This window comes from Streptomyces sp. NPDC021212, from assembly GCF_044332925.1.
GTDB lineage: Bacteria > Actinomycetota > Actinomycetes > Streptomycetales > Streptomycetaceae > Streptomyces.
The window spans coordinates 458,323-470,658 of sequence record NZ_JBIRPZ010000003.1 but is presented as its reverse complement, the minus strand read 5'-3'; the positions used below and the strand labels follow the sequence as shown (position 1 = coordinate 470,658).

12 protein-coding genes are annotated in these 12,336 nt (G+C 74.4%); 8 read left to right on the top strand and 4 right to left on the bottom strand.

Going from position 1 to position 12,336, the window contains the following annotated elements; genetic code table 11:
* Positions 1-177 precede the first annotated feature (177 nt).
* A complete protein-coding gene (locus ACH4SI_RS10385; protein WP_398294795.1) occupies positions 178-951 on the top strand; it encodes a protein phosphatase 2C domain-containing protein in 774 nt (257 codons plus the stop codon).
* Between the two features lie 306 nt (positions 952-1,257).
* Here the strand turns inward: ACH4SI_RS10385 and ACH4SI_RS10380 are convergent, their stop codons facing one another.
* Positions 1,258-1,791: a MarR family winged helix-turn-helix transcriptional regulator gene (locus ACH4SI_RS10380; RefSeq protein ID WP_398294793.1), complete on the bottom strand. Its 534-nt coding sequence runs from the start codon at positions 1,789-1,791 to the stop codon at positions 1,258-1,260.
* 209 nt (positions 1,792-2,000) lie between these two features.
* Between ACH4SI_RS10380 and ACH4SI_RS10375 the strand changes: the two genes are divergently transcribed.
* On the top strand, positions 2,001-2,885 hold the full coding sequence (locus ACH4SI_RS10375) for a lysozyme (RefSeq protein ID WP_398294791.1): 885 nt from the start codon (positions 2,001-2,003) through the stop codon (positions 2,883-2,885).
* Between the two features lie 119 nt (positions 2,886-3,004).
* On the top strand, positions 3,005-3,583 hold the full coding sequence (locus ACH4SI_RS10370) for a TetR/AcrR family transcriptional regulator (RefSeq protein ID WP_398294789.1): 579 nt from the start codon (positions 3,005-3,007) through the stop codon (positions 3,581-3,583).
* A gap of 72 nt (positions 3,584-3,655) precedes the next feature.
* Here ACH4SI_RS10370 and ACH4SI_RS10365 read toward each other — a convergent pair whose 3' ends face one another.
* Together ACH4SI_RS10365 and lon are read right to left on the bottom strand one after the other, a co-directional pair.
* The gene (locus ACH4SI_RS10365) at positions 3,656-4,207 is read right to left on the bottom strand and encodes an NAD(P)H-dependent oxidoreductase (protein WP_398294786.1); all 552 of its coding nucleotides are present in this window, start codon (positions 4,205-4,207) and stop codon (positions 3,656-3,658) included.
* 96 nt (positions 4,208-4,303) lie between these two features.
* Positions 4,304-6,712, bottom strand: a complete 2,409-nt coding sequence (gene lon, locus ACH4SI_RS10360; protein ID WP_398294784.1) for an endopeptidase La — start codon at positions 6,710-6,712, stop codon at positions 4,304-4,306.
* 144 nt (positions 6,713-6,856) lie between these two features.
* On the opposite strand from lon, the gene ACH4SI_RS10355 reads away from it, so the two are divergent.
* From ACH4SI_RS10355 to ACH4SI_RS10335, 5 genes are read left to right on the top strand one after another with little or no spacing between them, the layout of a single operon-like run.
* Entirely contained in the window at positions 6,857-7,468 is a 612-nt protein-coding gene (locus tag ACH4SI_RS10355) for an RNA polymerase sigma factor (protein WP_398294782.1), read from the top strand.
* Positions 7,465-8,640 carry a zf-HC2 domain-containing protein gene (locus ACH4SI_RS10350; protein ID WP_398294779.1) on the top strand — a complete coding sequence of 392 codons (1,176 nt, stop codon included), beginning with the start codon at positions 7,465-7,467 and terminating at the stop codon, positions 8,638-8,640. Before ACH4SI_RS10355 ends, ACH4SI_RS10350 begins: the two co-directional genes overlap by 4 nt.
* Positions 8,637-9,437, top strand: coding sequence for an ATP-binding cassette domain-containing protein (locus ACH4SI_RS10345; protein WP_398294777.1), 801 nt, complete (start codon positions 8,637-8,639; stop codon positions 9,435-9,437). Before ACH4SI_RS10350 ends, ACH4SI_RS10345 begins: the two co-directional genes overlap by 4 nt.
* Positions 9,434-10,798, top strand: a complete 1,365-nt coding sequence (locus ACH4SI_RS10340) for a hypothetical protein (RefSeq protein WP_398294775.1) — start codon at positions 9,434-9,436, stop codon at positions 10,796-10,798. The genes ACH4SI_RS10345 and ACH4SI_RS10340 overlap by 4 nt, the downstream gene beginning before the upstream one ends.
* Positions 10,795-11,406, top strand: a complete 612-nt coding sequence (locus tag ACH4SI_RS10335) for a hypothetical protein (RefSeq protein ID WP_398294773.1) — start codon at positions 10,795-10,797, stop codon at positions 11,404-11,406. Before ACH4SI_RS10340 ends, ACH4SI_RS10335 begins: the two co-directional genes overlap by 4 nt.
* On the opposite strand, the gene ACH4SI_RS10330 is transcribed toward ACH4SI_RS10335, so the two are convergent.
* Entirely contained in the window at positions 11,358-12,185 is an 828-nt protein-coding gene (locus ACH4SI_RS10330) for a rhomboid-like protein (RefSeq protein WP_398294771.1), read from the bottom strand. The genes ACH4SI_RS10335 and ACH4SI_RS10330 overlap by 49 nt on opposite strands.
* Positions 12,186-12,336: the final 151 nt, after the last annotated feature.

Here is a 12,336-nt window from a genome sequence, read left to right as displayed (position 1 = left end):
TGCGTAGTTGAGCACCAACTTTCGTCACGGACCATACCCGGCGGCCGATTTCCCCGGGGTGGAAAAGGCTTGCCCGTCCTGGCAGGATGCCCATCCCCCTGCCCACCTTCCGCGCCCGCTCCGCACGGCCGCGCCCCAGGACGGGAGCGGCCGGTGGCCGTCCGGCAGACTGACGGCATGCGCATCGAACTCGCGACCGCCCCCGGCGATCCGCGGCGCCCCAACGAGGACTACGCGTCCGTGGCCCTGCCCGCGTCGGGACACGGCGGCGCGCTCGTGGTGCTGGACGGGGTGACGCCGCCGCCCGACGGCGACGCCGGATGCGCCCACGGCGTGCCCTGGTACACCGCCCGGCTGGGTGGCGCGCTGCTCGAACTGGCCGGTTCGCGGCCGGATACGTCCCCGGCCGACTGCCTGGCCTACGCGATCGCGCGCACCGCCGAGGCACATCGTTCAACTTGTGACCTTTCTCACCCCCTCACCCCCCAGGCGACCGTGGTCGTGGCGCGCTGGGACGCGGACCGGGTCGAGTATCTGGTGCTGTCCGACTCCGTCCTGCTCATCGAGCGGACCGGGGGCGCGGTGACGGCGGTGCTGGACGACCGCATCGACCGGCTGCGCGCCGAGGGGCGGCGGGTCGCCCCGCTGCGCAACGTCGAGGGCGGCTTCTTCACCGCGGCGGCCGACCCGGCGGTCACCGCCAAGGCGGTCACCGGCAGCCTGCCGCGTACGGAGGTACGGGCGCTCGCGGCCCTCACCGACGGGGCGTCGCGCTGGGTCGAGGTGTTCCGCGAGGGCGACTGGGCCGCCTGCCTCGGGCTGCTGCGCAAGGAGGGACCGCAGGCGCTGATCGACCGGGTGCGGGCGGCGGAGCTGGCCGACCCCGACCGGACGGCCTTCCGGCGGGGCAAGGCCCACGACGACGCGGCAGCCGTCCTCGTCGAGCCGTAGCGGCCCGCGCTCGCGCGACGGCCCGCCGACCGGTCGGACTGCGGACAGCCTCACTCGCGGGCCCCTGTCCGCGGCCCCGGTTCACGACCCTTGTTTGCGACCTGAGCGGCCTCTCCCCTGGCGGCCGCCCACGCCGGGCCGTGACGCCCGTCCGTGCCGGCCCGCGCGGCCGCGCTCGTGGCAGCCGCCCTCGCCGGGCTCTCGGCGGGCGCCGGATGCCGCCGTCTTCGGTAATCGGGTACCGCAGTCGCCACACCCACGTCGCCGGATCTGCGCGGCTCGCGGATCCTGACGTACATGAGCGCCCTACTGGTCCCGCTCCGGGCGGGCCGCCTGCCCGGGCTCGTCGGCTTCCTGCGTGCTGTTCAACTGGTGCAGCAGCCGCGCGAGTTCGGCGACCTCGCTGCGCTCCCAGGCGGCGAGCCGGCAGGCGTACCGCGCGCGCCGGGCGCCCCGGACCCGCCGGAAGCGGGCCCGGCCCTCGTCCGTCAGCTGCACCAGGAAGGCCCGGCCGTCCGCCGGGTCGGGCGCCCGGGTCACCAGCCCGAGCCCTTCCAGCGCGCGCAACTGACGGCTCATCGTCGCCTTGCCCACGCCGATGTAGGCCGCGAGGTCCGTCGCACGCTGCTCCCCCGCGTCCTCCAGACGCATCAGCAGCCCGTACGCGGCGGCCTCCAGGTCGGGGTGGACCTCGCGGGCCAATTCGCCCGAGGAAGCGCGGGCGCGGCGCAGGAAGACCGCCAATTCGCGCTCCAGCGCCAGGAACGCATGGTCCACACCAATTCCGCCCGCGATGCCACCCTCGCCCTCCTCGGGGGGCGTTGCCCCGTTGTTGTGCACGTCAGAGCCCTCTCCGGGTTTTCACATCGTGAAACTTTCTTGCACGCGCGGCTGTTACCGCAGCTCCATCAGTATTTCGCAGGATTAGACCAACGGCAGCCCGCCCCGACTCTTCCCCGTTGCTATCTACGCCCGTAGCGTCATTTATGACATGGCCATCCCAACCGCATTGTCTTCCCGTTCCCCCACCGAGGCTTCGGAGGCACGCCATGCCTGTGCACAGACCCGGCTCGATCCGGCGCTCCCCCAGCGCGCTGATCGGCCTGCTCGCCGCCCTCCTCTCCGCTCTCCTCTCCGCGTCCTTCGCCCTGTCCGGCCCCGCGTCCGCCGACGACGACCCGGGCGCGGGCGTGGCCGCGGACGGCGCCACGAAGACCATCCCCCACCCCGAGGACGACTGGGCGGGTTCGCAGATCCTCAAGCACGAGGGCGGCTCGACGACCGGTGAACAGCCGTCCAACGTGCTCGCCACCGTCGAAGGTGTGGACGTCAGCAGCCACCAGGGCAACGTCGCCTGGTCGACCCTCTGGTCGAGCGGGGTCAAGTTCGCCTATGTCAAGGCGACCGAGGGCACCAGCTACACCAATCCGTACTTCGCCCAGCAGTACGACGGCTCGTACGACGTCGGCATGATCCGGGGCTCGTACCACTTCGCGCTGCCGGACAACTCCTCCGGCGCGGCCCAGGCCAACTACTTCGTCGACCACGGCGGCGGCTGGAGCAAGGACGGCAAGACGCTGCCGGGCGCCCTGGACATGGAGTACAACCCCTACGGCGCCACCTGTTACGGCAAGAGCGCCAGCGGGATGGTCAGCTGGATCAAGGACTTCACCAGCACCTACAAGTCGCGCACCGGCCGCGACCCGGTGATCTATACCTCCACCAGCTGGTGGAAGAGCTGCACCGGCAACTCCAGCGCCTTCGGCAGCATCAACCCGCTGTGGATCCCGCGCTACGGCTCCTCCGTCGGCGAGCTGCCGGCGGGCTGGGACTTCCACACCATCTGGCAGTACACCTCCTCCGGCCCGACGGTCGGCGACCACAACCTGTTCAACGGCGCGATCGACCGGCTGAAGGCGCTCGCCAACGGCTGAGCCGCGCCACCCGCCCCCGGCGTTCCTCGCCCTCCAGTGCACGGACAGGTCTGTCTGTACGCTGGAGGGCATCGGCCGTATCCTCCGGCCACCCCTTGCCCCACCCGAGGAGCGTCACCATGAGCAGCGCCCGGCTCCCCGCCCGCGAGCGGATCCTGTCCACCGCGACCGGGCTGTTCAACGCCCACGGCGTGCGCGGCGTCGGAGTGGACCGGATCATCGCCGAGTCGGGCGTGGCCAAGGCGACGCTGTACTCCCACTTCCGCTGCAAGGACGATCTCGTCCTGGCCTATCTGCGGGAGTCGGACATCCACTGGCGCGGTGCGCTGACCGAGGCCGCCGAGGCGGCCGGGCCCGATCCGCGCGACCAGCTCACCGGCCTCTTCGACGCGCTGGGCGCGGCGACCCTGCGGGACGGCTTCCGCGGCTGCGCGTTCATCAGGACCGCGGGAGAGACGGAACCGGGCAGCGCCACGCACACCGCGACGGCCGAGCACAAGCGGGCCGTACGGGCCTGGCTGACCGAGCTGGCCCGGGCGGCCGGTGCCGCCGACCCCGCGCGGCTCGCCCTCGGGATCTCCCTCCTCGTCGACGGCGCGATGGCCGCGGCGGCGCTGGAGCCCCGGCCGGAGTTCGCGGAAGCGGCGCGGGAGGCGGCGCGGGCGCTGATCGCGGAGGCGTGCCCGGCGCGGGTGTAGGCCCTCGGGTGCGGCCCTCGGGTACGGAAAGGGCCCGGCCGCAGTGTGCGGCCGGGCCCTTTCCGTCGAACGTCACGCGGCGGCGAGGTCCTTCTCGCGCGGCGCCCCGGACGCCAGCAGCGCGCGGTAGCGCTCCTGGTACGCGGCGAGCGCCGCGTCGTCCAGCCCATGCGTGCCGTGGACGACGAACGGCTCCTCGTAGTGCATGCCGGTGATGTTCGCGGTGGCGTCGAAGGGCTTGAGCAGGTCGACGACCGGGAAGCGCTTGACCCCCTCGGGGCGGTACATCTCCTCCGTGGCGCCCGCCGTGGTCGCGACGAGCAGCGCCTTGCCGCGCAGCGCGGTGCCCTGCGAGCCGTACGCGAAGCCGCGCAGGAACACCTCGTCCAGCCACTTCTTCAGCAGCGGCGGCGCCGAGTACCAGTAGAAGGGGAACTGGAGCACGATCCGGTCGTGCTCCAGCAGCAGCCGCTGCTCCCGCTCGACGTCGATCCGCAGGTCCGGATAGGCGGCGTACAGGTCGTGCAGCGTGACGCCGTCCACCGGGCGGGCGGTCTCGGCGAGGGCGGCGTTGACGCGCGAGGCGGCGAGGTCGGGGTGGGCGAGGACGACGAGAGTGCGCACGGCTTTCCTCCACGGGAGCGCGATACGAACAGACAGGTCCGTCTGGTTGCCGTCAAAGCTACCAGACAGACCTGTCTGCCTACCCCATGGCGTCCGTCACGCCGCCACGGGAATCTCCTCGGTGTTCGCCGAGGCGGGCTGAAGGGCCAGCTCCAGGACCTGGCGGACGTCCGAGACCGGGTGGACGTCGAGCTTCTCCAGGACCTCGGCGGGCACGTCGTCCAGATCCGGCTCGTTCCGCTTGGGGATGATCACGGTGGTCACCCCGGCCCGGTGCGCCGCCAGCAGCTTCTGCTTGACGCCGCCGATCGGCAGCACCCGCCCGGTCAGCGAGACCTCGCCCGTCATCGCCACGTCCGGCCGCACCTGGCGGCCCGACAGCAGCGAGGCCAGTGCGGTGGTCATGGTGATGCCCGCGCTCGGACCGTCCTTGGGCACCGCGCCCGCCGGGACGTGGAGGTGGATGCCGCGTTCCTTCAGGTCACCGACCGGAAGCTCCAGCTCCGCGCCGTGGGAGCGCAGGAACGACAGGGCGATCTGGGCGGACTCCTTCATGACGTCACCCAGCTGGCCGGTCAGGGTCAGCCCCGCGCCGCCCGTCTCGGCGTCCGCGAGCGACGCCTCCACGTACAGCACGTCGCCGCCCGCGCCCGTCACCGCGAGCCCGGTCGCGACGCCCGGCACGGAGGTGCGGCGCTCGGCCGGGTCCTGCGCGGACTCCGGGGTGTGGTGCGGCCGCCCGATCAGCGGACGCAGCTCCTCCACCCCCAGGCGCACGGGCAGTTCACGCTCGCCCAGCTCGTGCTGGGCCGCCACCTTGCGCAGCAGCCGCGCGATGGAACGCTCCAGGGTCCGTACGCCCGCCTCCCGGGTGTACTCCCCCGCGAGCTTGCGCAGCGCCTCGTCCGCCACCTCGACCTCGCCCGGCTCCAGACCGGCGCGCTCCAGCTGCCGGGGCAGCAGGTGGTCACGGGCGATGGTGACCTTCTCGTCCTCGGTGTATCCGTCCAGGCGCACCAGCTCCATGCGGTCCAGCAACGCCTCCGGGATGGCCTCCAGGACGTTGGCCGTGGCCAGGAAGACCACGTCGGACAGGTCGAGTTCGACCTCCAGGTAGTGGTCGCGGAAGGTGTGGTTCTGCGCCGGGTCCAGGACCTCCAGCAGGGCCGCGGCCGGGTCGCCGCGGAAGTCGGAGCCGACCTTGTCGACCTCGTCCAGGAGGACCACCGGGTTCATCGAGCCCGCCTCCTTGATGGCCCGTACGACCCGGCCGGGCAGCGCGCCCACGTACGTACGCCGGTGGCCGCGGATCTCCGCCTCGTCGCGGACGCCGCCGAGCGCGACCCGGACGAACTTCCGCCCCATCGCGCGGGCCACGCTCTCGCCGAGGCTGGTCTTCCCGACGCCGGGCGGGCCGACGAGCGCCAGCACGGCCCCGCCGCGCCGGCCGCCCACGACTCCGAGGCCGCGGTCGGAGCGGCGCTTGCGCACCGCCAGGTACTCGGTGATCCGCTCCTTCACGTCCTCCAGGCCCGCGTGGTCGGCGTCGAGCACCGCCTTGGCGCCCTGGATGTCGTACGCGTCCTCGGTGCGCTCGTTCCACGGCAGCTCCAGGACGGTGTCCAGCCAGGTGCGGATCCAGCTGCCTTCGGGGCTCTGGTCGCTGGACCGCTCCAGCTTGTCGACCTCCTTCAGCGCCGCCTCGCGCACCTTCTCGGGCAGCCCGGCGGCCTCGACCCGGGCCCGGTAGTCGTCCGACTCGTCCTCGGGATCGCCGTTCAGCTCGGCCAGCTCCTTGCGCACGGCCTCCATCTGCCGCCGCAGCAGGAACTCGCGCTGCTGCTTGTCGACGCCCTCCTGGACGTCCTTGGCGATCGACTCGGCCACGTCCTGCTCGGCCATGTGGTCGCTCAGCCAGGTCACGGCCAGCTTGAGCCGGGCCACCGGGTCGGCGGTCTCCAGGAGCTCCACGCGCTGGGCGACGCTGAGGAAGGGCGAGTATCCGGAGTTGTCCGCGAGCTGCGAGACGTCGTCGATCTGCTGCACCCGGTCCACGACCTGCCAGGCGCCGCGCTTGCGCAGCCAGCTGGTGGCCAGCGCCTTGTACTCCTTCATCAGCTCGGTGACGGCACCGGGCAGCGGATCCGGAACGATCTCCTCGACCGTGGTGCCCTCGATCCACAGCGCGGCCCCGGGCCCGGTCGTCCCGGCCCCGACCCGCACGCGCCGCACCCCGCGAATGAGCGCCCCGGGATCACCACCGGACAGCCGGCCCACCTGTTCGACGGTGCCGAGCGTGCCGATGCCCGCGTACGTCCCGTCGACACGCGGCACCAGCAGCACCCGTGGTTTCCCGCCGTCGGACCGCGCGGCGGCCTGCGCGGCCTCCACCGCGGCGCGTACATCGGTATCGGAAAGGTCCAGCGGCACCACCATGCCGGGCAGCACGACCTCGTCATCGAGAGGCAGAACGGGCAGGGTGAGCGGTGCGGACAGCGAAGCCATGATCTCCCCTTCGGCAGGCAAGTTGAGCTATGCAGACTCAATGCACAGGAGGCCCCAGGTGTTCCCGACCGCGTGTTCGCTGTGAGCGATCACGGGGGCCGCCTGCCGTGAACCGCGGAAGGGCTCCCGAGCGATAGAGGGAGCGTGAGACCGTTACGCCCCCTGGGGGCCCACCCGAGCGACGCGGAACTCCTGCGCGCGGTCGCGCGGGGCGACGCCGACGCGCTCGCCACGCTGTACGACCGGCACGGCGGCTGGCTGCACGCCCGGCTCACCCGGCGCTGCGCCGACCCCGAGACCGTGCAGGAAGTCCTCCAGGACACCTTCGTCACCGTCTGGCGGTCCGCCGCCTCGCACGACGGCGGCGAGGCGGGCGGCTGGCTGTGGACCATCGCGGCCCGCCGCCTCGTCGACGCCCGGCGCACCGCCGTCCGCACCGCCGAGGCGCAGTCCGCGCACGCCCGCCACGACCCCGCCGCGGCACGTGCGACCACGCCCTCGGCGGAGGACCGGGTGCTCGACGCGCTGGAGTACGGCACCGTCGGCGCCGCCCTGGACCGGCTCTCCCCCGAACTGCGCGCCGTCCTGCGCGCCACGGTGGTGGACGGGCTCACCACGCGCGAGGCCGCGCAGCTCCTCGGCATCCCCGAGGGCACCGTCAAGTCGCGGGCCCGGCGCGCCCGCCGCGAACTGCGCTCGGTGCTGGCCCAGCTGTCCCCGCTGCCCGCGCCGCACCCGCTGGGAGGCACCCCATGACCCTTGCCTGGCATGTGACCGCCGCCCAGGCGGCGTCGTACGCCGACGGTTCGCTGCCGGGACTCGACGCCTGGTCGGTCGAGAAGCACCTGGAGGCGTGTACGCCCTGCGCCGCCCGCGTCTCGGCCGCCGCCAGGTCGGGCGCGGCGGCCCCCGCGCTGGCCACGGTACGGGCGTCCTTGCTGGCCACCGTGACGGCGCCGGACGCCGCAACTCCCGGCCAGGCGCCCGCGCGGCCCCTCCGGCGCGGCCGGTCGGCGCGGTGGGCCGGGTCCGACGGCCCCGGCGGCCCGGCTCGCGGGGGTGCCGCCGCGGATGGCAACGGTCCCGGACGCAGCGACGGAACACCGGCGGCCACGGCGGCGCCCAGCACCCGGCCCACCGGCCCAGCGGCCGCGGCGGCTGGGCCGACCGCCGGTCCTGGCACGCCGACGGCAGCCAGCAGCCCCGGCACACCGCCCGTGGCCGCAGGGCGCAGCGACGGCGCACGGGGGGCCGTCGCGGCCCGGCACGCCGTGGGGCGCCGGGGCGGCCTCCGGGGGCGGCTCGCTTGGGCCGCGGGGCCCGCTCTGTGGGGGCCCTGGCTGATCTCGCTGCTGGTCGTGGCCGTCGGGGCGGTGTGTGCCGCCCGGGCCGCCGGGATCGGCGGGGTGCGGCCATTCCTGCTGCTGCTCGCTCCCGTCCTGCCGTCTCTCGGCGTCGCCGTGTCGTACGGGCGGCACGCCGACCCGATGCACGAAATCGCCGCCTCCACACCGTCCGGCGGGCTGCGGCTGCTGCTGACCCGTACGGCCGCGGTGCTCAGCGTCTCCGTACCGCTGCTCACCCTCGCCGGGCTGCTGCTGCCCGCAACCGCCGGGGCTCCGGGGGCCGCGGCCTGGCTGCTGCCGGGCCTCGCGCTGACGCTCGCCGCGCTCGCCCTCGGCTCGTACGTCGGCTGCCGCGCCGCCACCGGCGCGGTCTCCATCGGCTGGCTGCTCGCCGTCGGCGCACCGGCGGCCGCGGCGCCCGGCGGGCCGCCGGGCGTCCTGACCACCGGCGCGCTGGCCGACTCCCTGGCCACCGTCCTGTCCGGCCCCGCCGCACAGGGCGGCTGGGCCGCCGCCGCGGCCGGGTGCGCCGGGCTGCTGGTGCTGCGCCGTACCTCCTTCGACCATCTGGAGCGCATATGACGACCACCGTGTCGGTCGGCGGGCTGACGGTCCGGCACCGCCGGACCACCGCCCTCGACGCCGTCGACCTCGGCTTCGGCACCGGAGTGCACGGCCTGCTCGGACCCAACGGCGCGGGCAAGACCTCCCTGATCCGCGTCCTGGCGACCGTCGCCGCACCCACCGCGGGCCGGGTGGAGCTGCTCGGCCACGATGTGTCCGGGCACGCGGGCCGCACCGCCGTGCGGCGTCGGCTCGGCTATCTGCCACAGGAGTTCGGCCACTACCCGGGCTTCACGGTGCGCGAGTTCGTCGGGTACGTGGCCTGGCTCAAGGAGATGTCCGGCGCGGCCGCCGCGGCCGCGGTCGAGCGGGCCGTCGCCCGGGTCGGGCTCGCCGACCGCATCGACACCAAGGTGCGCCGCCTGTCCGGCGGCATGGTGCGGCGCGTCGGCATCGCCCAGGCCATCGTCAACGAACCGGACGTGCTGCTGCTCGACGAGCCCACGGCCGGGCTCGACCCCGAGCAGCGGGTGGACTTCCGGGCCCTGTTGCGGGAGCTGGGCACCACCTCCACGGTGATCGTCTCCACACATCTGGTGGAGGACGTCGCCGCGGCGTGTACGGAGGTGACGCTGATGGAGTCCGGCCGGGTGGCCTACCGGGGCACCCCGTCCTCCCTGGCGGAGTTGGGCGAGGCGGCGGAGGCGGCGGACATCGGCGACAACTCCATCGAACGCGGCTACGCCACGGTCCTGCGGCGCCACCGCGCCGGGGACGGCACGGTGGCCGGCCCGGAGACGGCGGTGTCCCGATGACCGTCCGGGAGCAACAGGAGGTGTCCGCCGTACAGGGGTCGGCGGACCCACAGGCTCGGGCGGACGGCCCGGCGCGGCGGCCACGCCCCTTCCGTGGTCCGCTGCGGGCCGAACTCACCCGCTGGTTCGGGCCCGTAGCGGGCGCCACCGTGCTGGTGGCCCTGCTGTTCGCCATGGCCGACAAGGCGGACCTCTGGCTCATCGAGTGGGTCTCCACCGCCGAGCACCTGCGGACGGCCGGGCTGCTGGTCGGCGGCCCGCTGACGGCCGCCGCCGCATGCTGGCAGGGCGGGCGGGAGCGGCGGCGCGGCACCCGGGATCTGCTCGCCACCATGCCCCGTACGCCCCTGCGCAGGGCCGTGTTCGCCGCCGCGCCGACCATCCTGTGGCCGGTCGTCGGGTATCTGCTCACCGCCGCCGCCTGCCTGGTCGCGACGTGGCGGTACGCGAGTTACGGCAGTCCGTGGGTGTCTCTGATCGCGGCCGACGCGACGGCGCTGGGGGCCCTCGGGGTGCTCGGCTTCCTCGCGGGCCGCGTCGTCCCGTGGCGGCTCGCCCCGCCCGTGGTGGCCGTGGGTACGTATCTCGCCCTGGGTCTGCCCGGGTACTCCGAATCCGCCATCGCCTGGCTGTCCCCCGCTCTCGACTACTCCTCCCCCTGGGGCCGCCCGCTGTGGTGGTACGCGCCGGTCTCCATGGCGTGGACGGCCGGGCTGGCCGGGGCGGCCCTGCTGGCGTACGCCGCCCGTCGCCGCGTCACCGCGCTCGTGCCGCTCGCCGCGGCCGCCACGGCGGCGGCGCTGCTGATGCAGCTGGGTGACGAGGGCCCGTGGCGGCCCGACCCGGCCGCCTCCGCGCTCGTGTGCGACGACGGAACGCCCCAGGTGTGCGCGTCGCGGGTGCACGCCCGGATGCTGCCCGGTGCGTCGGCGGCGCTGGCGGGGCTGTTTTCGAAGCTGCGGGGCGTACCGAACGTCCCCGCCCGCGTCGTCGAGAGCGAGTCCTCGGAGGCCCACGGGACCGACGCACCGGTGAGCGGCTGGGACACCTACTTCCGGCGCAACCAGGTCACCCAGCCGGAGCTGTTCGCGCTCAACGCGGCTGCGGGCGTGGCGGATCCCGCCTTCTTCTGCCCGACTTCCGACACCCGCACCCCGGCCGACGACATCAGTTCGGCCGTCATCGACTGGCTGGCGCCGATTCCGGGGCGGGACGACCCACTCGCCGCGCCGCCCCCACCGCTCTACACCCGCACCCTCACCCGGCTGCGGACCATGCCCGAACGGGAACGCACCCGCTGGCTCGGCGGCTACCTCGCCACGGCCCACTCCTGCCACCTCCAGCGGGTGACGGCCCCATGAGCGCGCTGCTGTACGCACGGTCGCGGGCCCTGCCGCTGACCGCCGCCTCCCTGGTCGCGGCCGCCGCGGCGACCGCCTGGTGCGCCGACTGGCTGATGTCCCGGCCCGAGTTCGGCGCGGGCGCGCGGCTGCCGGTCGTCGTCCTCGCGCCGCTCTTCGCCTCGGCGGCGATCGGGGCGAGCCTGTACGCCCACTCCGAGGAGCTGGACCGCACCGCCGTACGCCCCTGGTGGGCCCGTCGCCTCTGCCATCTGCTGCTGCTCACGGCGCTGGCGGCGGCGCTGCTCGCGGCGGGGGTGCGGGGCCATCCGGAGCAGTTCGGGGTGCCCGCGATGGTCCGCAACACCATGGCCGCGACGGGGGTGGCGGCCCTCGCCGCCGCCCTGATCGGCGCCCGGCTGAGCTGGCTGCCGGTGCTGGCGCACACCAGCGCGGTCTATCTGACCGCGGGTGGCGAACCGGGTGGCCGGCGCGCGGTCTGGGCCTGGTCGGTGCAGCCGGGCCCCGAGCGGGCGGCGTGGTGGGCGGCGGGCGTGGCGTTCGCCCTGGGCACGGCCGTCTACTCGGTACGGGGTGCCCGCCCGGAGGGCCCGGCACCGCGCCGCTGAGCAACCCCGCGGACGTACGGCCAGCAGGCGACGCCGATCAGCAGGGCGAGGGCGTGGCCCCAGTCGGTGAGCGGGTCGAAGTGGACCAGGCTTCCGGCGACCAGCGCCGCGCCGATGCCGCCGGTCAGGGCCCATCGGGGCCGGGGCGGCAGGAGCCCGGCGAGGGCGCCGGCGCAGGCGAGGAGGCCGTAGCTGACGCCGTAGTCGAGGCGGCGCAGGGAGCTGTTGGGGAGGTTGCCGACGGCGACGGACGCGGCGACCGGGATCTCGGTGAGCAGCGTCGCGAGGACGTGGCCGAGCAGGAAGACCCCGGCGGTGCGCAGTCCGCCGACGCGTCGTTCGAGCGCGCCGAGCACGAGGAGGAAGACGACGAGATACGGCGAGGTGATGCCGCCCACCACCCACAGCCCGCTGGCCAGCAGGGTCAGCAGCGGCCGCTGGGAGAGGTTGGAGACGTCGGTGCTGGAGCCGGTGAGCAGGGCGTGGACGGTGTGGGGGTCGCCGAGGTGGGCGTAGAGGCCGGTGCCGAGGAGGATCAGGGAGTAGCAGAGCGCGAACGGCGTCCCGGTGGGGGTGGGCAGAAGGCCCCGGAGCCGGGACCACCCGGGGTTATGGGGGCGGCAGGCCGGAATCCGGGGCGTACCGGCGTCGGGGGCGACCGGGGTTGCAATGGGATGGCCGCTGGGCGGGGCGGCCGGGTGGGGTGGGGGAAGCTTCGCGTCGGCGGGCGCTCCGGCCCGTTCCACCGATGTCGTCACCGCGGGCCCCTCTCTGGTCACGGGCCGTTCCCGGCCGCTGTGCGGCGCGTTTCCGCTCAGACGCCTCAACAATCATCGGCTCGTGAGTCATCTCACCGGTGGCGCGATGTGAAGGTCACCACATATTTCGGTTGGACCGGCGGGGGGCGCGGCGCGAGGATGAGGCCGTCAG